Source organism: Ruegeria sp. G10 (assembly GCF_056533645.1).
Genome location: NZ_JBQFOQ010000013.1, coordinates 1 through 21,303, shown reverse-complemented (window position 1 = coordinate 21,303; position 21,303 = coordinate 1). Strand labels below are relative to the sequence as shown.

Genomic DNA, 21,303 nt, shown 5'->3' with positions numbered 1-21,303 from the left:
TTGAGATCATCTTTTGTGGTTCAAGTCAAAGATAGGAGGTCAACTCAAGGGGACATTCCAGCGTCCTCATTGAGGATTACAGGACATAATAGGATTGAAAACAAAATGCCCTTGACCGCATAGTTTCATGCCGAAGACCATTCGCGGTCTGGATGTTCTGCAGTTCTGACATTCAAACAACCTGGGACGTCGGTTAGTTTGGGCTCGATAGCCGTCATTCGCTCGGGCGCAAGGAATGTGTAGTTTGGTATGACACGAAACTGCCGATGGCTGATGCTCCTTCAAGTCCGCTTTCGTTGTGACTCGTTATCCTCGATGCAGAGTCTAGCTCGACACTCAAACCAGCGGCCAAGCCAAAAAACCGTTGGCGCACGGCCTCGGCGTATGGATTGGACTTCTCAATCGCTTCGAATACTTCTGGCGCATCGTCCTGAACCATGGAAATAGCCTCAGATAACAAGTCAAAGCTCTTCGTTGTCATGCGCGTTGGCAGCGGCCCCATTCTAGTGAGCACTTTGGCGATGAGGTGCGTGAGCCCTTGGACGACAGCAGCTTCTCGGTCATGTTCTTCTGGTGTCGTCATGATCACAACCAGACCGAGCGACTTGCGTAAGAAAGCTGCCAGCCTCAAATCTCGCTTTCCCTGAATGGAGCAGACTGCAATTTTGAGACCCTCAACACCTTTCGTGGCACTCTGAGGGCCGAACAAGGGGTGCGTGGCTACGATATCCACATAGTTCGGTAGCAAGCGTCGCATGATTTCAGTGGGAATTACTTTGACTGAACCAACATCGACAATCAGCGCGCCAGGTCTACATGCAACCGCGATCTCGCTGACAACCTGCTCAAATGAGGAGACAGGCGCCGCAATGAGGACCACATCAGCCTGCGATACGTCGCGCAATGATGCCAGGCGTACTCCTAGTTGCTTTGCGACCTTAGCAAGGCCGGTAGAGGGATCATAGGCTGAGATCTCGAAGTGTTGGCCGAGATGAAGGGCTGCGAGTTGTCCGAACGCACCGAAGCCCACGATGCCTAGCGACGTTTTTTGACTTATGCTTTTGTTGTGCATTTTGCGACCTTTGAGTTTGCCACCCGGCACAAGGTCGTTTGCATGTTGACCGCTGTCAGGGGCAGCGGAAAACCAATGATAAATTGCCCGCAGCTATCGAAGCTGAGGATAATAGACCTGCGATGCAAAGAACGATTTGATCATGAGACCAGCGATAAAGCACTCAAGAGAGCAGAGTCAACGATGTTGCAGTCTGGCGTCTGTCGGCTGGAGTGTGGCTTTCGGGAGGTATGGGCTCTGAACAGACCTCTGCAACAAAGCAGCATCCGTCCTAAACGTCCCTTTCTGGGGCTGAGGACGGCCCAGGGCCAGCATCCATCGGCTTGTCTCGATGCCGCAGTTACACAGATGTAGCTGTAGTTCGTCGCGCGTGTGAAACCCTGTAGAACTTCAACTTACGATCTGCAGACAAAGCCGCAGTTTGATCTTGAACGAATGCGTGTAAGTTCAAGGATAATCGAGGCAGCTTTGATCCACATTTCGAAATCATCCGGCACTTCGACAATCGCGCACCCTAAGAAAACCAACGCAACAGCCCCGGAGGACAATATGACAAAGATGACCAAACTGGCCCTAGCTGCCGTACCCTTTTGGGCCATGAGCGGGCCGAGCCTTGCGCAGGATGTCACAATCACCCTACAATCGGCTTTTCCGACCAGCCTTCCGGTCGTCAACACGATCCGGCAGTTCGAAGCAGACGTCGAGGCAGCCTCCGGCGGGACAATCCAGATCGAGTTGGCGGAACCTGGCGCGGTTGTCCCACCGTTCGACATTCAACAGGCGGTCTCTGACGGCCAGATCGAAGCGGGCTATACCGCTGCGGCCTACCTTCATGGGTCCTTGCCCGTTGCGTCGTTTTTCACGTCGATGCCGTTCGGGCCTCAGGCACTTGATTATATGGCTTGGTTCTACGAAGGCGGCGGGCTCGAACTCAATCAGCGTATGTATGACGACGCGGGCTTTGACCTTGTGACTATACCTGTAACTTTCACCGGCATGGAGTCGGGAGGTTGGTTCAACACACCCATCGAAGGGGCCGACGATTTTGCCGGGCTCAAGCTGCGCTGGACGGGGCTGGCCTCGGAAGTGCTGGCACGCATGGGTGCGGATACCGTGCTGATCGCAGGCGGAGAGATCTTTCCATCACTTGAAAGTGGCGCCATCGAAGGGACCGAGTTCAGCTTTCCCCAAGTGGATCTCGCGCTGAATTTTCCGGACGTGGCTTCTTTCTACTACTTCCCCGGCTGGCACCAACCCTCGACGATGCTTGAGTTGGTCATCAACCGCGACGTCTGGGACGGCCTGACAGACAGCCAGCGCACGATCATCGACATGGCGGCCAGAACCAACGCGATGCGTTCGGTCCTGCAGATGGAATACTCACAAGCCGCCGCCGTCGCGCAATTGGCAGAACAGGGCGTGGACGTCCGCCTTTATAGCCCCGAGACCCTGGACGGCCTCCGAGTAGCCTGGGACGCGCTTGTCTCCGAGATGACCACGGCTGACCCCTTTGTGGCAGAGGTCTGGGACAGCTTGCAGGCCGCGCGAACGCAAGAAGACGCCTGGGACGCGTTAACCGAAACACCTATGCAGCGCCCATGATCGACCGTCCCCGCGCGATCCTTGGGCCTCTGCGCCCGGGGGCAGAGTTGAGAGCCTATTGCGCAACATGAGTCGGGCCACAAAGGCCTCAGAGTCGTTCTCCGCGCTTGCATGATTGGCTAGTTGCAGCGCAAAGGACGCGGAAATGTGACCGCAGCGCGCATTAGTGGTCGCTTTTTGAAAGCGGTCCGTTGCGGGCCTTGAGTTTAACGTTTGATTTCTGCATTCGCAGCTCGCATTCCAGACATTCGTCACAGACGCCCAATCCTTATGCTTTGATGGCGCCAGATGGGACCCGCGCGCACATTGATTGAAATGCCACTAGCTATTCGATACTTCGAGTTCGTAAGCCCCGATCATCTCCTGACCTGTTTGAAAAAAGAAGTTTTTGTAAACAAGATTGGTTACTCCATAGCGTTTGAGCTCTGCCTGCACAGATGGTTCAGCGTAGAGAAACACGACCCCAATGCCACTGTCATTGAGTGTCTGGATGGTTGATTTCAAAACGTACCCGGCGGTGTAGTCGACGTCGTCAATTGCAGAAGCGTCGATACAGAACCAGCGCGTCTTGTCTTCGATCGCGGCGACGACCTGAGTGACCTCATTGGCAAATCGCTGCGCATTTGCATAGTACATTCCGTGTGAGAAGCGGTACACAATAAGCCCGGGCTCGAATTGCCCGGGTTGGTCGAGTGGTTGCGCCAACCACTCCCCATCAGGTGTTTTGGTGATGATGGAGTTCTTGGGCCGATATCCTTTGCGTGTATGATCGATCAGGGAAAGGACCATCGCAAAAATGATGCCCTGTTCAACCCCGGCGGCGACGACCACCGCGGCGGTGCCTATCGCGATCCAGAACTCGATGGGTGCCTGCACGAAGATAACGCGCAATCCGCGCAGGTCTATCAGCTTTAGACCAATCAGGAATACGACAGCAGACAGCACAGCCTCGGGCAAAAATGCAAGCGGCTGCGTCAGGAACAAGAGAACGAACAATACAACCAGCGCCGTGGTCAGTTGCGCGATCTGGCTTTGACCTCCGGCACCGGCAACCATCTCGGTCTTGGTCGGGCTGCCGTTGACGACGAATGTGGCGCTGAAAGCCGCGCCGATATTGGCAATACCAAGCCCGACGAGATCAGTGTTCTCGCTGAACTTTTCCCCGTAGCGCATGGCATAGGCCCGAGAGGTGGCGGCACTCTGCGCGAGGATCACCACGAGGATCGCCAGCGCTGTCGGCAGCAGTTGTTTGTATGTTGCCCATGTCCAGTCAACATCAGGGATCGAAAGCGAGGGCAGCCCGCCGGGCACGGCACCCAGCAGCGCGATCCCGCGCGCGTCGAAATCAAAATACCAACTGAGGCCGATGATCCCGATAACGGCAATCAAAGGCCCCGGAACCTTTGGGGACAGGCGTTTCGCCGCGATCACGATGAACAAGACCGCCGCAGCGATCAGAAACGTCGCCCAACTGAGCTGGCCGATGTTTTGATAGGCGCTTGAAAGCTTCTGGATCGTACCATGACCGCTTGTTTCAATGCCGAAGAGACCGGGCAATTCGCCCAAAGCGACCTGAATACCTACACCTGTCAGGAAACCGACCAGAACCGTTCGCGACAGGAAATCGGCAAGAAACCCAAGGCCGATGACTCGGGCGGCGATCAGCAGAATACCTGCCATCAGTGCCAAAAGCGAAGCAAGCGCCATGTACTCGGACGGGCCGCTCACGGCCATGCCCGCCAAGGCTGAGGCCGTGATGGCAGCGGTTGCCGAGTCTGCGCCGACAACAAGGTGGCGCGAGGATCCGAATATCGCGAACAGGGTCATCGGAATCAGGATCGTATAGAGGCCGGTAATCACCGGTGTTCCTGCAATTTTCGTGTACCCCATGACCTCGGGTATCGCGAGGCATGCAAAGGTTATGCCAGCGAGGATTTCAGCCGGAAGTTTGCCCGCATTAATCGGCAGAACGCCCTGCAGAACCGGAAGGGATGATCCATGAGCATGGGGCGTTTTGTCAGACATTCAGATGCAGCACTTTCGGGTCAGCGCCGCCCTTGATCGGCGGCGGAAGCTATTTCTCGTGATCGCGTTGGCGTCTTTCGGCGGCATGGAACTTTTTGCGGATATCTTCGATTTCGACTGTGGGGTTGGGGAATTCCATATGCAGCGATTCCAGATATTCGCTGACAATTCTGGATATGGCCAGATTGCGAAACCATTTGTGGTTGGCCGGGATGACAAACCAAGGTGCCGCTTCGGTACTGCATTTCGTCAGCGCCGCCTCAAAGGCTTTGGTATAGTCGTCCCAGAAAGGGCGTTCGGCATAATCGCTTTCACTGATCTTCCAATGCCGCGCAGGATCGTCAAGACGTTCACCAAACCGGCGTAATTGTTCCTCGGGGCTGATGTGCAGGTAGAATTTCAGAATATGCGTATCGCTGTCGCGCAGCAGCGCCTCGAATGCGTTGATGTGGTCGTATCGCTTTTCCCAGACGTCTTTAGGCAGAAGATTGTGCACCCGGACAACAAGGACATCTTCGTAATGTGAGCGGTTGAAGATCGCAACCTGACCGTTGGCGGGCGTGGCTTTGTGATAGCGCCACAGAAAGTCATGGGCGGCTTCTTCTTTGGTTGGAACCTTAAACCCGCTGACGGTGCAGCCCTGAGGATTCATCGCCGCAAGGACATGGTTTATGGTTCCGTCTTTCCCAGCCGCGTCGCGCCCCTGCAGACAGATCAAAAGCGAACGTTTCTTTTCCGCGTTTAGCAGGTATTGAAGCGCGCCGATCTTTCTGGAATACGCTTCGATCTCAGGCAGGGCGTGCTGATGGTCTTCGTGCTTGTCCCTAAAGTCAGCATCGATATCGTCGAGCTTGATCTTGCTGCCCGGCGTCACGCGAAATTTGTTGAAATAGTGCATGGGTCAGCCTTTCTATGCGTTTCAAGCCATTCGGCCAGCCGCGTTCTTAGAGGTCTGCAACCGGTGCATCATGGCCAGCTTTGCGACATCGAGAATAACCAGCCAGATCAGCATGTAGACCCAGACCAGACCGATCACCGCCCACGGGATCTGTTCGACAAACCACCCGAATCCGCACAGCGCGACCGCAATGGCTTGCGTGCCGATGATCGAGATCAACAGCGGGCGCGCAGGCCAGGGTCGGGCAAAGAAAGCCCCTCTTGATCGGACAACGAACAACAAAAGATGTCCGCCCGCTGCAAGTTGCAGAAACAAAACCGTCTGAACCTGCTCCTGTGTCAGCGAAATCCAAGCCTGCAGAGATGTGCTGTTAATCCAGTGCATCCCTATCAGCAAAAGGCCAAAAGTCTGAATGATCGAAAGCAGCCCCATCAGGCTGGCACCAAGCAGAATACGCCGCATGTCCCAGCGGATGGGCTTTTTGGGCAAATAGGTGTTGTCATAGGCGATTGTCATGATCGGAACGTCATCAAGCAGCGCCAGCATAATGATCATGATGGGCGTCAACGGAGAGAAGCCGAATATGATCGTCGCCATCACCACGACGAACATGATGTCCAGCGTCATGGCGACCCGGTAGACGATGTAGTTCAGGATTCTCTCGAAGATGCGCCGTGCCTCTTCGATGGCATCGATGATGGTCGATAGACCGGGTGCGGTCAGAACCAGTGCCGCGGCGGCGCGTGCGGCGTCTGTCGCGCCGCTCACGGCAACCCCGCAATCGGCCTGCTTCAGCGCCGGGGCGTCATTCACACCATCACCGGTCATCGCCACGACATGACCGCGATCCTGCAATGCCTTTACGATGGCGTATTTATGCTCGGGAAAGACCCGCGCGAACCCATCCGCCCGTTCAACATTTTGCCCGACTTGTTCAGGCAGATGGCTCATGTCCATGTTGGATGTGAACAGGTCCGAAGCCGCCTGAAGATGTGCGCCCATCCCCAGCTGAGCGGCGATCTGGTCGCCGATTGCCACATCATCACCGGTTATCATCTTAACCGAAAGCCCGTGGTCCTTGGCCCGCTGAATTGTCTCCTTCGAGTCGTCGCGGGGCGGGTCGTAGAGTGACAGGATACCCAGAAACACCCAGGTTTTCCCGTTGTCATCCGAACGGGCGACACCAAGGGCGCGCATCCCTTTTGACGCAAGGTTCTCGACGTCATCTTGCGCTTTGCTAAGCTCTGCCGACCCCAGCGTGCACAGTTCCAGAATGACCTGCGGTGCCCCTTTGGTATAGCTTGCGTTCTTGTTCTTCAAATCGCTTACGTCGGCCTGAGTTCGTTTCGAAACCGGGTCGAAAGGAACAAACTTGGTCTGCTTGTACCCGGACAGGGCGTTAGCCTCGGGCAACCCCGCGATCACGGCCGCATCAATCGGATCGTCGCCATCGAACTGCGAAGCCAGCGCACCAGCCAGGATCAGTTCCTTTGCGTCCTTTGCGCCAAAGACCACGGGGCCGTCCAGGCTCAGCTGGTTCTTCGTCAGGGTTCCGGTCTTGTCCGAGCACAAAACATCGACACCGGCCAGTTCCTCAATGGCTTCCAACCGCGAAACGATTGCCTTCTTCTTGGATAGGTTCATGGCGCCCAGAGCGTTTGTGACGGTCATGACAGTGGGCATCGCCACCGGAATCGATGCGACGAGCAACGCCAGAACGGTCCTGAGGATATCCGTCGCCGAGGACCATCTCAACGAATGATCAACCACCATGTCGCGATAGAGTTCGGTGCCCACCAGAAGGAAGGCCAGCGCGATTGACAGGATGATCAGGAAATCACCGATATGCGTGACAGCAAGTTGGGAATGTGATGCACCTTTGCCCGCACCCGCCACGAGGCTGGCGGTTCGCCCAAAAAAAGTGTCCGCTCCGGTGGCGATGACCACAGCGCTCATCTCACCCTTTTTGGCGATGCTGCCGGAATAGCCAACGTCACCCACTGCCTTCGAGACCGGAAGGGATTCACCTGTCAGCGCGGCCTGATCGATACTGACATAGTCGCCGTCGATGAACCGCACATCGGCCGGGACAACATCCCCCAGCTTAATACGCACCACATCGCCGGGGACGATTGTTGCGGCATCAACTTGCGAATACGCGCCATCTCGCAAAGCCATGGCTTTGGGGGCCATCCCTGCCTTAAGCGCCTCGAGCGCGTCCGCGGCTTTGCGTTCTTGCCAGAAGCCGGAGGCGGCGTTGTAGGCCAGCAATACCATGATGATGAAAAAGTCGGACCAATGACCGATCGTCGCCGACAAGACGGCGGCAACCTCAATCATCCAAGGGATCGGACCCCATAGATAACCGAACAGCCTCTGAAGGTCGCTAACGTGTTTTTCAGCCAGCTCATTGCGGCCATATTTGGTCAGCCGATCCGATGCCTCCGCCGACGTAAGACCGCTATCGGTGGTTGTAAGCTCTTTGAAAACGGCCTTCAGATCGGCGTTTTCCAGCCCAGGCCCAGTTCTTTGCCTTGGTGTGGATTGTGTCGACATCTATCCCACCCTCGGCACAAACCTGCAACAAAACAGCTTGCCTTGCAATTGCTTACGCAGGTTTGCAGTTTGCACAGAAACGGTATGAACTGAGCCTGCAGATAGCCTATTCACCCAGCCTTTCCATCAACCGAGCATAGGCTGTTTGCCCGCGTCGGAATGTTGGCAGGCGGAAGAACTCATCCGGGGCGTGTTGGTTTTCATCCTCGTGTCCGAAGGCAAACATGACGGCATGCAGGCCCAGCTCATCCAGCAAGGTCGACATCACGGGGATCGAACCACCAACGCGGGTTTTGTACGCGGGTTTGCCGTAAACCTCTTCGAGAACCTGTCCCGCGATGGCGGTTGCGTTGTGTCCGGCCGGTACAAGAAACGGGTCTGCGCGCCCCGGGTTGCGCGATACCTGAGCGGTGACACCCTGCGGGCAGTGGGCCTCGACATGGGCGGAAATCAGATCAAAGATCTTTTCAGGGTTCTGATTGGCTACCAAACGACACGTGACCTTGGCCGAAGCAACCGCGGGCAAAACGGTCTTTGTGCCTTCCCCCTGCCAACCGCTGGTCAGCCCATTGACCTCAAGCGTTGGACGAGCCCACAGGTTTTCACGTGTGGAGTACCCCGGCTCGCCCAAGGTTGCCGACGCTCCGGTCTGGGCCAGATAGGCCGCCTCATCCCAAGGCACCCGCGCAATTGCCGCGCGGTCTTCATCCGTCAACTCGACGACATCGTCATAGAAGCCATCCACCGTGATCCGACCATCGGGCGATTTCATGCTGGCCAGCAACTGGGCCAATGCCATCGCCGGATTTGCGACACCGCCGCCGTGCATACCAGAGTGCAAGTCCGATTTCGCACCTTGAACCGAGATCTCAAGCGAGGTGAGCCCTTTCAGGCCCAGGACCAGCTGCGGCGTCTCCGTATCCCACTGGCTGCCATCGGCGGAAAAGATCATATCAGCCTGAAGGCGATCGAGATTTGCTTCGATAAAGGGTGGAAGGTCAGGAGATCCGATTTCTTCCTGACCTTCAAAGAAAAACCGCACGTTGACTGGCAGTTTCCCGGTCTCCGCCAGCAAAGCCTCGGCCGCAAGGATCGGGATAAACATGGCACCCTTGTCATCGGTCGCCCCACGCCCGTAAATCCGGTCCCCGCGGATCGTCGGCTCGAACGGAGGTGATGACCAGAGCTCAAATGGTTCAGCCGGTTGCACGTCAAAATGGCCGTAGATCAGGATTGTGGGCGCATCGGGCCCAGCATGCAGCCAATCGGCGCAGACCACCGGATGGCCTGCGGTCTCCATCATCTGAACGTTTTCCATTCCTGCCGCGACCAACCGGTCAACGACCCACTGCCCGGCTTTTCGAACATCGCCCGCGTTTTCGGGCTTGGCTGAAACCGATGGTATACGAATGAAATCGCACAACTCTTCGACAAAGCGCGATTGGTGTGTGTCGAGATATTCGGTCCAGCTCATATCATGCCCTCTCTGATGCCACGCTTAACTTACGACACCAGATGTCGCCTGCAAGCCTGCTGAAGACTACCTAATACGCGTAACAACCCGGAATGGGCTAGCGGGACTAGTCGGCCCTTCCCGGACCTTAACCCCATAGTTTCCATGCGGCGGCGCGGCCCGTCGAACCTGCAGTTCGCTGCAAACGCAAAACGAACCATCGTACGTATTCACAGATCGCGGGCAATGTGAGCTTTCGCTGCGTTCGGGCCAGTGGCCGCTGGTTAGTTGTAGTAAGGTGAATAGGCTTTCTGGAAGATTGTGAACGGAATGCTTAAATGCTTCGAGAATAGGGACAACAGACCCGATTGGACACCGATCGATGATAAGGAAACTGCTAGCTTTGACTTTAGCCGTACTAGCGGGAAACTCTTCCGCAATTGCAAACGAAAACGAAGTTTCACGCATGGCGCTTATTTCTGCATTCGAGCCAGAAATTGAAGTATTGCGAAGCCGTTTGGAAAACCCGCAGAGTCACCAAATAATAGGGCGCGAGTTTGTATCAGGTGAGCTTTCGGGAATTCCTGTCTTGGTGTTCTCCTCCGGGGTTTCAATGGTCAACGCTGCTATGACAACACAGTTGGCGCTTGATCATTTTGAAATCAGCGGGATTGTTGTTTCGGGCGTCGCAGGAGGCGCCGACCCTACGTTGTCGATAGGGGATATCGCCGTTCCGACCCAGTGGGGTCAATATATGGAGATGGCCTATGCCAGACAGACTGAAAATGGATACGAACTTCCTCCTTTTCTATCGTCTGATTTCCCCAACTTTGGAATGATGTACACGCTTAATATTGGCGTTTTTGAAGAGCTTGCCGGACATGGTGAGAGCCGCTTTTGGTTTCCCGCCGATAAAGACTTCTTGGAAGCCGCCAAAAGAGCGGCAGAGACTGTAAGTCTTACGAGTACGGATGCCGACGGTCGAGAATTGGAACATAAACCAGTAGTTCATATCGGGGGAGGCGGTGTGACGGGAACAGCTTTCGTTGACAATGCAGAGTTCCGCGAGTGGGCTCACAGTACATTTGATGCACGGGTCTTGGACATGGAAACAGGTGCGATTGCTCAGGTCGCCGATGCCAACGGTGTTCCTTTCCTCGCTTTCCGAGCCTTATCTGATCTCGCAGGTGGTGAATCCGGCGATAACCAGTTTGACATCTTTATGAACTTGGCGGGAGGAAATCTTGCCAATTTGGTCGAAGCCTTCTTAGACGAACTCAAGTAGAGCCTCTATTTAGGGCGAGGGCTCATAGCCAGCAGGTGACGGTAGCTGCCAACGCGATGGCTGAGAGGAGACCTTTGGGCACCTGTCGTATCGCGTCGCCAAACGACGCCATTCTTTCAGCCTTCCAAAAATAATCTCGATCCGAAGGCGACGTTTTTTGTATTTCACTGCTTTCTTTCGCTGCTTACGGCATGGGGTGCACGCGCGTACCCCTTTGTCTTTCACAGGTTCCCAGAACCATTCAGCGTCCAATCCGCGCTCCCCAAGCAGCCAAACGGGAATCAATGGATCCTGATCCTAGTGAAATCCTTCAATCGGCCCGGAGTTACAACCGATTTAGCCTCCATCTCGCTTCCGGCCGGTGCCGACTTTAGGCTTGGCCTTAGCTGCTGCAGTCCCAGCCCGCTATGTGGGTATCCTGGCAATATGCGGTGTTAAGAACGATCTCGCTGAGCCGATCTCAAGCTTTCTTGCCGTAGCCTTCTCCGTTAGCGCATAGAATCTTGCTAAGTAACTAAAGATCTACCTGAACTGCTTGCTTTGACCGCAGTAAGTGATTTGAAATTTGAACCCCTCAGAGAATTGTTTGCAAAGTGACTTGCAGCGCTGAAGTCGCGCACTGCAGTTCAATTAATGACCATTTTGGAACCAAGCCTGGTTCGTTTGTATTTTGTTTCTTCTGGCAAGGCTGCACTGTACCTTCCAGACAAGGGCGCTTCTAAAAAGTACTAGTGATGTACAGCAACGATGATTGGACGCTATGAAGGTGATTGTACGAATAGTCGGACGTGCCCTCTTGTCAGGCGCTATTATGATCGCGCTCTTGGGGTCTTTTTTGGCCCTACCTTTTTTCTCCGGCCTTCGCATTCCGGTTTTGGAACGCATGCTTTCAGAACAGATCGGCCAAGCTTTGTATATTCGAGGAGATGCCAGCATCGTTCTGGGTGCGACGAGCCATATCCGTGCAACTGACGTGGAAGTCCCCAGCGAGACCATGGGCGATGTGAATTTGGCGGAATTGAAGGTCCTAAAGCTGGAATTGAACCTGCCTGCGTTGTTTTCAGGCCAGATTGATATCGACAACTTGATTTTGGATGGTTTGAAAGTTCGCATGCTGACCAACACAGATGGGAAGCACAGTTGGACGGCGAACAACCGGCCAGAGGTCAGCCTAACAGCTTTGGGACAGCAGAATGACACTGGCGGTATTCTTGATTTCCTGAGCGACAAAACAGCAGCATTCACATCAATTGCACTCGTCGTCGACAACGAGGCAACAGGCTTCGATTTCGATTTCCAGTTAACAAGCCTCAACCTGGATCAGGTGGATGATGATGCCGGTGTCACCGTGACAAGCCAAGGCACTGTGAATGGTCAGAACTTCCAGATCACAGGGGACTATCCACGGGGCAAGCCATTCAAGACAACCGCAGCTTTCGGAGCGATGGCTCTCGATTTCAACGGAACCCCGATCACCTCCCAGAATGGTGGCGGTTTCGAAGGCAAACTAACGTTAAATACTGGCGAAATTGGAGATTTGCTCGAAGTACTCAAGCTGGATCGTGATTTTGAAGGTCAGGCATCCCTGGAAGCAGAAATACGCAGCCAGAACCCAAAGTTGCAAGCTACTGATATCTCTACAGTCATTAACCTTTCAAACGGCCAGTTGCTAACAGCTAAGGGAGCTATCGAAGATCTGCTGGGTTTTGAGGGTATCGACATGGCGGTTGATGGACGCTTCTATCCTGACGGAAATCCGCCAGAAACGGCCACGGATTTGAAGGATTTGAAGCTAACTGATCTTTCAACCCAAATCGTTGGTCGGGGCAATTCCCTTGAGTTTCAAGATTTCATTCTAACAACAAATGCTTTTGACAATGAGCTCAAGCAAATCGGCCCAGTTAGTATTGGTCGGGTATTTCGCTCTGATGATGGCAATTTGATGCTGGAAGACATAGCGTTGCTCGCCGGGCCGCAGGATCGGCCATACATCAACGCCCGAGGCAACATCAGAGACCTGCTGCGGCTGAAAGAGATCGACTTCAGCGGGACTTTGTCGATGCCAGCAACCTTGTTTTTTCGAGCTAAGAACGAGAAAAAAGCTAAATCACTTGGGAACATCGAAGGAAGCTTTTCTGTAGATGATCTGCAAGGACACCTCAGCCTCAATGAGTTCGAGGCACAGACGGTTGAAACAGACATTTGGGACCTGAAAACTCAGGCAAAACTTGGAAACGTTAATGACTTCGAAAACCTTTCCTTCAACCTCAACCTTGACGTCAAAGACAGTTCCCAATTCCTGACATCAATAGGTCTGAATGAAATCAATGCCGGGCCGCTGCAGTTCAGTTTGTCGGCAAATGGAAAAAAAGACGAATTCTCAAGCGTTATTGGAATTACATCAGGAAAATCAAAACTGAGTGCAGAACTGAAGACCTCAGTCACCGAAGCGCAACCAATTACGCAAGGCAGTGTCTCCAGCCAGAGTATCGTGCTGAAGGACGTTCAGAATGCTATTGCCGTTATTTCGCAGCTTGGAACTGGTTTCCATCGAACCGACACCAAGGCGGCAAAAGCTACTGATATGATGGAATTGGAGGATTTCTTGCTCGACCAAGATGTCGACGTATCCATTGATATCAGAAGGATTGAAGGTCAGCGAGCGGTAACCAGCCTGTCGAGCCAGCTCACGGCGAAGAATGGCCTTGCCCAACTTGGGCCTGTCGACGTCACATATGATGGCGGCCACTTCTCTGGTTCGGCAAAGATGAACATGGTGAAGTCCCCGGAATTACTGTCAGTCCAAGGCACAATGAAAGATTGGAACTTGGTGGACGTTTTGAACGCGCTCAATGCTAAACTTGCGGCTGAGGGGCGGCTACATGGGAATTTTGAGTTCACCGGAAACAGGCGTTCAATAAACGCTTTCACTAACTCAATGAGAGGATCTGCTTCGATCCTGATGTCAAATGGTGGGATTTCCACCAGCCTTCTCGAATTGTCCGGTCTAGGCATATTTCCGTGGTTAATTTCTGAAGAACTCAGAAACGGGTACAGCAAGGTGGCATGCCTTGCCGCGCCCATCAAAATCGATGCTGGCTACGTTTCTTTCAATTCGTTTGTCGCAGAAACCAGGAAAGTCCAACTTGTTGCCCATGGCGATCTGGATTGGAAAAAGAACTCGATTTCAATCCAAGCCGAGGCCCGAAAACTTGGCAGGCCTTTGTCGCGGAGCGCCTGGCCTTTCGAAGTCGTAGGCACGCTAACGCATCCGAAGATCAAACTTCTTCACCACAATATTTATCAGAAACGCGCTGATGGCGCGACACAGTTACCCCTGCACCGAAAATCCTGCATTCCGGACATAAACCAGTTGAGGCAATGATTACCGCTCGCCCCAGCGCACTATAACCATCTGTTCAAACCGCCCAAGAGAGAGTTGCTGCGGTGGATACTTACTTCGTTGCGGTGTAGGTGCAGGAAGGACGCATTTGCTTAGATCGCATGGCGCACAGTCGTATCCCGTATCCGATGCTTTAGAGGTACCAACACACGTGCTGCGCCCAGAGCACAAGTTCGTTTCTCTTCCAAATCTGGGTCAGACCTTAGTCGGAGCAAGCGCCACGGACCTAAACTCAATCCGAGGGTGCGACGAGCTGGATCAAACGGTTCACTAAGGATCGATCAGACGGAATGAGCCCCGAGCGGTTGTTGATCACACCTCGGACTTCCGACTATGCAGCAGGTGGCGAACTGCACAGTCCGAAGGTTTGAAACAGCTGGCAAGCGGCAGATAGTGGGCAGACGCAAACCTTTACACACGTTGCCTCAGTGGCCGCAAAGCCTTGTGGAAGGTTTTGGCGTGTATCTATTTGTCGTTGCCTTCTGCCTTCAGGATTCCGTCAGCCGAAGCGCCTGCAGTCAGATCGGCATCAGAAAAGGATCTGGTTTCCGGGAGCTCCAGGTGTAGAGAAGAGGTATGGTCAATTTCCAGTCGACCGTTGGCAAGGGTGTAGTCCAATACGTGCCCACCTTTACTCAAGTCGGTCGAAATAAAGTGAAGGTGATAACCTGGCACACCGATACCGACCGCATAGTCCGGACACCGAAAACCCAGAATTGCACCGTCCACATCAGTCAACTCAAACTCTGCCTGAGTTTTCACGACCTCCAGCAGAGGTTTATAGGGTTTGTCCTGCCGCACGACATTTCTATATTTGATGTGTTGGATGCGCCCATCAAATCGAACGGCGTAAAACAGATTTTTAGCTTCTGCTAACCCATCCAGCTGACTTTCAAAGGCCCGTTTTTCCATCGACCCATCCAGCGAAAGGAACACTGTGGGTTCGAAATTGATGACGGCGGCATAGGGGGTCAGGGCATCGTCACTTGCAACCATTGCTCTCCCGTTACAGTCAAGCCGGTAGGCCACACCGTCTATTACAATCATCTCCCCGTCGAGCGCATTGAATGTGCCGAGACCAAAGTCTCCGTGTTTCAGCAATTCACCGATAGTGACCGTTCCATCGTAAACACCCTGCATCACAGCACTCAGCAGCGATGCCTGATAGTACTCGTGCGCATGGTCGTTAGGCTCAAATCGCTGTTTGTTGCTATGGCTGGCGGCGGCCGTTGCAAAGGTGAGTTCTGTGTCCATAGTCATGAAACTCCATCACCTGGCCTTTCAGGTCAATTTATTCAATTTGAGTTGGTAGCGACCCGGCCCAGTGTCTCGCCCTTCGTACAATCGATAATACCATAAGCATCTTTGGCTTCCTCGCGCCTCGACGACTAGTTTGGAGCGCAAAACAGACGACTGAAACGCGCACAAGCCTGACACCAATAGATACCAATCCAACAACCGCTTCGCGGAGCGATTGCCAATCGCGGCCTCCAAGTCAATCGACATCAATTGATAGTGCTCTGGCGACTTCACGAATTAAGTTATTATTTTCCTTAACGAAATCTTGGCTTGTGTTGCGAATTGAAGTGATCGCTGACTTTGTATGCTCGAAACCGGAAACGCCCTCAACGTCATCTGGCGCTAGGAAGAAGGACTGTGTGGTAACGGAAGTGTCAATTTTCGACAGCTGTTCCAGTGTGTCCTGACTTATTGTGTCCTCGCCGCTGAACACAATTTGTAGTATTGGCGCCAACCAATCGATCACTCCGCCCGATTCGGCCGTTCTGGAAGACACGATCGGCTGCGGTTTTGTACCAATCGACACAACAACAAAGTTCTTGTGATCCGGTAGATTTGTTCGCGCTTGCAAGTAGGCGATCTCACCCGGCGAGTTTAGAACTAAACCGGCATCAAAGAATGCACCGGTTGCATGCTCTCCTTTAAAGGTTATCGCAGGAAAGAACATCGGAGCGCTTGTCGCAGCGCCGATCAAAGCGCGCAGATGAATGTTGCTGTCAACTTTGTCCCAATTTCGAAACGATCGGATTCTGTTTTCCTCCTGAGAAAAGACAGGGAATAGTGCGGGGCGCAGCAATTCATTGAATCGCGAGTCTCCAAACCCGTCTCGAAAGACCTTCAGACGGCCTTGATTTGGTATTACGGGGCCGAACAAGCCTCGACCTGTCAGTACGGCATGATAGACGGGAATACCCAAAATATCCCTTGCGTACTCGTCGTAGATGTCGATGGCTTCTGCGGCGGTAGGTGGCGGGCTGCCGTCCAAACCGGGTTTGAACAACAGGGCCCCGATAATTGCACCTGTCGATGCACCCGTTACAAAATCAAAAAGCTCATGGGTGCGTTTTCCCGTTTCTTCTTCTATGGCTTTCAATATCTCAAGCTGCGACAAGCCATACAAAGCACCGCCATCCATTGCCAGAATTCGCACGACATTTGGGCTATCCGTTTTCCAATCGACCGGGTCGGTGAAATCAGAAGTCTCTGGCCAGCCTGTCATCTGCACCCGATTCTCGATCAAATAGTTGGAGTAAGCTAGGACGCCGACGGCATATAGTCCCAGAGCCAGAACAAGCCAAATGAAGGCTTTTCCACAGGTTTCAAATAGGCGTTTCATTGTAGTGTTACGGTTCGGCTCTGCGGGTAAAGGGAATCGAGTTTGTCATGTTTAAACGTAGTCCGACTTTCGATGATGTTTGCTTAGAGATTCTAGAATTCGCCAGGAGCAGGTACATTTGCTCGATTAACAAGCATCAACGGCATGCGGCGTACGGCTAAGTTAATTTTGATTAAAAGTACTCAAGGCACACTTGCAAGAGCGGGTGGATCAGCTAGGACTGGTCTCCGATGTATGAAATCGTTTTAGTCGCGCTGCAGGTTGTTGGTTTGTTGTTGCTTGCGGATTTCGCCAGTGGATTTTGGCATTGGGCGATGGATACGCTGGGCACTGTTGACGCACCGATCTGGGGTCCAAATTTCGCTTTTCCAAATACGCGACACCATGTTGATCCAACTGATATTCTCAAAATCCACTGGCTACACGACAGTGCCCTGCTATTTACAATTGCTGTTCTAATAGCTTCTATTTCTTGGTTCTTCGGCGTTCTATCTTGGCAATTGGTCGTTTTTCTGCTGATAGGCAGCCTCTCTGAGCAAATTCACCGTTTCGCGCACGCACCGACTGTTCGACTGCCGGTGGTGGTTTCTTACCTTCAGCGCTTGGGTATCCTTCAAGATGGACGTCATCACTGGCGTCATCACACAGCTCCAAACACGACCCACTATTGTGTGATCACACCATGGGTAAACCCTGTGCTAGAGAGCATTAGGTTTTGGCGCGCGCTTGAACGTGTTTTAGTGCCGGTTTTTGGCGCTCCCCGCAGACCTGATCTTCAGAACCGTCCTTGGTACCGCGATCGTGCCGTTTGGAACTGAGTTCTGAGCTTTTGCTATTTGTGCTCACACACGAAGCAGATTTTTCACAATGAGTGACTTATGAATTGCAGTAGTAGGACGCACGCATCTGTGGCCTTGGGGTCTACAAGACAACATTGCTATCTGCAGAATCGTCTCGTTAAATCAAATCGAAAGAGATCATAGGCCAAACGCTCAGCATTCTGTGATGGTTAGGACCGTTTGTGCACTATCATGTTACTTTTGCTTTTGTGACGATCTCAGCGACATTTTGAAGTAAGATGGGACGCAGCTGCCACTTTACACTTTTGGCAAGAACCCTGAAAAGCTTTGGCTACATCGTTCTAGTCTTTAGTGGAGTGGCCATTATGGGTCATGCTGAAAAATGCCAATGCAGCTAACGACCCAAAGCCGAACTTGGCTTCGGGGAAAAGCTGCAATCGCATTGTGCAAAGCGGGTATTCGTTGTGAAAGCGACCACGACTCTGTTTCGTAGAAAATAAGAACTGCTGCAAGAACACAAAAGAGTAAGAGTGGAACAGTCTTACATAGACCTGTAATACTAGCGGCATGCACAAGTCCTACCGCAGCCAGACGATCCTCCCGGGTGTTGAAACGATATCCATTTTCTCCGATCGTTCGTTTCCGCGCCACTCTCATGACGAGTTCGGTTTCGGGTACATCGCAAAAGGAGGCCAGAGAAGTTGGAGTCAACGCGGGATGGTGGTGGCTCAGGCTGGCGACACAATGACCGTCAACCCTGACGAGATGCATGACGGTCTGGTCCGCCAGGGTGAGCCCCGCGAATGGCATATGATATTTCTGACCAAAGAAGCGCTGTCCCAGTTGAATGATGTCCATCCCGACAAGGCTGAATTCACACTTCCAGTTAATCGCTCTAAAGAAACCTTTTTGCGTACAAAAAAGGCTTTCTCAGTGTTGCAGTCTGAAGGCACCGACAGCAACGAAGCTGAGCAAGTGTTGATGTTGGCGCTTGCCCAGCAACTGGACCGGCGCCAAACGAACAAACCATCGGTCGTCCTGAACCGCTCGCGAGAGGTCCAGATCGCAATTGATATGATCTGTCAAAGCTGGCAAATCCCCCTGTCGTTGGCAGACTTGGCTAACGCAACCGGGACCAGTCGGTTTCAGATCCTGCGAAGATTTTCCGACGAAGTCGGAACAACCCCTTACGCGTTCCTCACGCAGCATCGGCTAAAACGAGCCAGAGACATGATTTTGCTCGGAGTCCCATTGGCCGAAACAGCGGTTGCGTGCGGCTTTTCGGACCAAAGCCATCTAACCCGCAAATTCTCCCGCCAGTATGGCGTGACGCCCGGCAGCTTTGCCCGCAGAGCCACGTCCTAAGCTGCAATATCGTTCAATCCGACATCAATCGGATCTCCTAGTTTGGAAAAAAGACAAGGTGATCCATGCGCTTCGAATACTCGCCCTTCATTCAAACGAATTTCCCGGCCCTTACTACCTGTGTCATCGAACTCTCGGGCGTGCGGCCTGACTTCGACAGCTCAGCTTCGGTGGCGAAGTTCATTGCAATGGCGCTTAAACGTTTGGAACGAGAAAGCGAGGGTGCGTTCGTTGAAATCCAAGCATGGCGTCGCGCCTATGCAAAAATGGGTCTGAAGCCGACACAGTACCGATGCGCTGCCGAAGCCTTGCTTCGCCGACTAAGAAAAAGCGGAGACCTACCAAAGCTGCATCCGCTGATCGATCTTTGCAATGCAGTTTCCGTTGCCTTCGCTGTTCCGGTTGCCGTTTTCGACATGGATCGTATTTCAGGTGATCTGTGTGTTCGACCCGCCGACGGCGACGAGACCTACCTAGCGTTCTCTGGGCAGCGTGAAACACCCGATCCGGGAGAAGTCATTTTTGCCGATCAGGATGGGAATGCTCATGCAAGGCGTTGGGCCAACCGCCAAAGCCTCAGCTCTGCTGTCTCACCCGAGACTACACGCGCCCTGATCGTTGCCGAAGCGCAGCATGAAGACGCTATCACCCAGATGCGCGCGCTACGAGACGATCTCATCACCACGATTGCCGATGTGTTTGGCGCCCAGGCCAATGGGCGTCTGCTGGATCAGCCAGGTGATGTTTTCGTTTCAAATATTTTGAAGGGCTTCTCCGGTGTGGATTGAGTACCTTATCACGTCCTTCGTTGTCGTCATCGCGCCAGGCACAGGCGTGATCTATACCGTTGCGGTGGGGTTGGCACGAGGGGTTGCGGCCAGCCTTGCGGCCGCGATCGGATGTACTTTGGGTATCGTTCCTCACATGATGGCTGCAATCGCGGGATTGGCCGCGCTGTTGCACACAAGTGCGGTTCTTTTTCAGGCATTGAAGTGGCTTGGCATATTGTACTTGCTGTCCCTAGCGTGGCGGATTTTGAGAGATGACGGTCCTATGAAGTTCGATGCTCAGGTCGACCGGACATCGTATCTCAAGGTTGCAACTACAGGTTTTCTGATCAACATATTGAATCCAAAGCTGTCGATATTCTTCCTGGCGTTTCTTCCACAATTCGTTACCGCAGGTTCAGCAACGGCTGTGCATCAGATGCTGCTCCTCAGCGTCGTATTCATGGTCCTGACGTTTGCGGTCTTCATCTGTTACGGTGGCTTCGCCTCAAAGGTTCGTTCGCGTATCGAACAGACGCCTCTGTTCCTTGACTGGATGAAGCGTGGCTTCGCTGCAGCGTTCGCGATCCTCGGTCTACGGCTCGCTTTTGAAAGCCGCTAGCCCGCGGAACTGGGGGCCGTAACAGTATCCAAAGTCAGTCAAAGTGAAACGAACGTTATGATTACACCTGAGTTCGCAGCAACGATGTCCCGCTACAATCAATGGCAGAACCGATCACTCATCGTCGCGGCGAGCCCTTTGACGCATGCGGATCGCTGGAAAGACCGAGGTGCATTTTTCAGATCAATAGCAGAGACATTGAATCACATTCTGTGGGACGATCGCATCTGGTTGGCACGGTTTCGCGACGATACCCAAACCGTTGCCGAGATTGCAGCGCGACATCCGTATACAAACACGCCCGTAGATTGGTCGGACTATGTCGAACAGCGGGAAGCATTGGATGAAAAGATCGTTGGCTGGGCCGATCTGCTCACACCACAGGACCTCTCGTCCATCGTCACCTGGCAACGAGGGCATGACTGCGTTCAAACGACACTCGGTTTCAATCTGGTTCACATGATCAACCATCAGACTCATCATCGTGGTCAGGTTCATTCATTGCTGACGCAGGCGGGTGCAACGACGGAATCGACAGACCTTCAGATGCTTGGGGTCAAATAGCTATAGATGTAGATTGCATGCCAATGCCATGGACTTAAAGACATGCGTCGAAAGAGCGCCAGGCGTTTCTTGGTGACGCCAAAGACCACATTTCTCTAGGGTGCTGCCAGACGAATTCGAACCAGCCTCAGTTTACTGCCGAAGCCGCGAACCCATCTGGAACAGAGTTGACGCCACTCGCTAAGAGCGGCGGCGCGGGTCAGCTTGAAGGTGTCTCGACTGGCTAACGATCTTTCCTGGTTGAAGTGGTTGTAAA

General features: G+C 53.3%; 15 protein-coding genes and 2 pseudogenes. 8 read left to right on the top strand and 9 right to left on the bottom strand.

The window, feature by feature from the left end:
• Window positions 1-214: 214 nt before the first annotated feature.
• Complete coding sequence (locus tag ACR0KM_RS18020; RefSeq protein WP_480861094.1) at window positions 215-1,102, bottom strand: prephenate dehydrogenase/arogenate dehydrogenase family protein; 888 nt, start codon at window positions 1,100-1,102, stop codon at window positions 215-217.
• Window positions 1,103-1,621: 519 nt separating this feature from the next.
• On the opposite strand from ACR0KM_RS18020, the gene ACR0KM_RS18015 reads away from it, so the two are divergent.
• The gene (locus ACR0KM_RS18015; RefSeq protein ID WP_480861095.1) at window positions 1,622-2,674 is read left to right on the top strand and encodes a TRAP transporter substrate-binding protein; all 1,053 of its coding nucleotides are present in this window, start codon (window positions 1,622-1,624) and stop codon (window positions 2,672-2,674) included.
• Window positions 2,675-2,995: 321 nt separating this feature from the next.
• On the opposite strand, the gene ACR0KM_RS18010 is transcribed toward ACR0KM_RS18015, so the two are convergent.
• The 4 genes from ACR0KM_RS18010 to ACR0KM_RS17995 all read right to left on the bottom strand — a co-directional run bounded on the left by ACR0KM_RS18010 (window position 2,996) and on the right by ACR0KM_RS17995 (window position 9,627).
• Entirely contained in the window at window positions 2,996-4,699 is a 1,704-nt protein-coding gene (locus tag ACR0KM_RS18010; protein WP_480861097.1) for a SulP family inorganic anion transporter, read from the bottom strand.
• Window positions 4,700-4,748: 49 nt separating this feature from the next.
• The gene (locus ACR0KM_RS18005) at window positions 4,749-5,597 is read right to left on the bottom strand and encodes a polyphosphate kinase 2 family protein (RefSeq protein ID WP_480861099.1); all 849 of its coding nucleotides are present in this window, start codon (window positions 5,595-5,597) and stop codon (window positions 4,749-4,751) included.
• Between the two features lie 21 nt (window positions 5,598-5,618).
• The gene (locus tag ACR0KM_RS18000) at window positions 5,619-8,153 is read right to left on the bottom strand and encodes a plasma-membrane proton-efflux P-type ATPase (protein ID WP_480861101.1); all 2,535 of its coding nucleotides are present in this window, start codon (window positions 8,151-8,153) and stop codon (window positions 5,619-5,621) included.
• Window positions 8,154-8,259: 106 nt separating this feature from the next.
• Window positions 8,260-9,627 (bottom strand): dipeptidase, encoded by a 1,368-nt coding sequence (locus ACR0KM_RS17995; RefSeq protein WP_480861103.1) that lies wholly within the window; start codon window positions 9,625-9,627, stop codon window positions 8,260-8,262.
• Window positions 9,628-9,988: 361 nt separating this feature from the next.
• Here ACR0KM_RS17995 and ACR0KM_RS17990 point away from each other — a divergent pair, with 361 nt between their 5' ends.
• Window positions 9,989-10,891 (top strand): 5'-methylthioadenosine/S-adenosylhomocysteine nucleosidase, encoded by a 903-nt coding sequence (locus ACR0KM_RS17990; protein WP_480825103.1) that lies wholly within the window; start codon window positions 9,989-9,991, stop codon window positions 10,889-10,891.
• A 22-nt stretch (window positions 10,892-10,913) separates the two neighbouring features.
• On the opposite strand, the pseudogene ACR0KM_RS17985 reads toward ACR0KM_RS17990, so the two are convergent.
• Window positions 10,914-11,164 (bottom strand): annotated as a pseudogene (locus ACR0KM_RS17985) (transposase); the annotation flags it as partial.
• Window positions 11,165-11,651: 487 nt separating this feature from the next.
• Between ACR0KM_RS17985 and ACR0KM_RS17980 the strand changes: the two are divergent.
• Complete coding sequence (locus ACR0KM_RS17980; RefSeq protein WP_480861105.1) at window positions 11,652-14,276, top strand: AsmA family protein; 2,625 nt, start codon at window positions 11,652-11,654, stop codon at window positions 14,274-14,276.
• 483 nt (window positions 14,277-14,759) lie between these two features.
• Here the strand turns inward: ACR0KM_RS17980 and budA are convergent, their stop codons facing one another.
• Together budA and ACR0KM_RS17970 are read right to left on the bottom strand one after the other, a co-directional pair.
• A complete protein-coding gene (gene budA / locus ACR0KM_RS17975; RefSeq protein ID WP_480861107.1) occupies window positions 14,760-15,554 on the bottom strand; it encodes an acetolactate decarboxylase in 795 nt (264 codons plus the stop codon).
• A 235-nt stretch (window positions 15,555-15,789) separates the two neighbouring features.
• A complete protein-coding gene (locus ACR0KM_RS17970) occupies window positions 15,790-16,929 on the bottom strand; it encodes a patatin-like phospholipase family protein (protein ID WP_480861109.1) in 1,140 nt (379 codons plus the stop codon).
• A 230-nt stretch (window positions 16,930-17,159) separates the two neighbouring features.
• On the opposite strand from ACR0KM_RS17970, the gene ACR0KM_RS17965 reads away from it, so the two are divergent.
• From ACR0KM_RS17965 to ACR0KM_RS17945, 5 genes are all read left to right on the top strand, one after another.
• The gene (locus ACR0KM_RS17965; RefSeq protein WP_480861111.1) at window positions 17,160-17,747 is read left to right on the top strand and encodes a fatty acid desaturase CarF family protein; all 588 of its coding nucleotides are present in this window, start codon (window positions 17,160-17,162) and stop codon (window positions 17,745-17,747) included.
• 549 nt (window positions 17,748-18,296) lie between these two features.
• The gene (locus tag ACR0KM_RS17960; protein WP_480861113.1) at window positions 18,297-19,094 is read left to right on the top strand and encodes an AraC family transcriptional regulator; all 798 of its coding nucleotides are present in this window, start codon (window positions 18,297-18,299) and stop codon (window positions 19,092-19,094) included.
• A 65-nt stretch (window positions 19,095-19,159) separates the two neighbouring features.
• Window positions 19,160-19,882, top strand: coding sequence for a B3/B4 domain-containing protein (locus tag ACR0KM_RS17955; RefSeq protein ID WP_480861115.1), 723 nt, complete (start codon window positions 19,160-19,162; stop codon window positions 19,880-19,882).
• On the top strand, window positions 19,872-20,483 hold the full coding sequence (locus ACR0KM_RS17950) for a LysE family translocator (RefSeq protein WP_480861117.1): 612 nt from the start codon (window positions 19,872-19,874) through the stop codon (window positions 20,481-20,483). Before ACR0KM_RS17955 ends, ACR0KM_RS17950 begins: the two co-directional genes overlap by 11 nt.
• Before the next feature lie 57 nt (window positions 20,484-20,540).
• Window positions 20,541-21,047 (top strand): DinB family protein, encoded by a 507-nt coding sequence (locus ACR0KM_RS17945; RefSeq protein WP_480865530.1) that lies wholly within the window; start codon window positions 20,541-20,543, stop codon window positions 21,045-21,047.
• 158 nt (window positions 21,048-21,205) lie between these two features.
• Here ACR0KM_RS17945 and ACR0KM_RS17940 read toward each other — a convergent pair.
• Window positions 21,206-21,303 (bottom strand): annotated as a pseudogene (locus ACR0KM_RS17940) (IS6 family transposase); the annotation flags it as partial.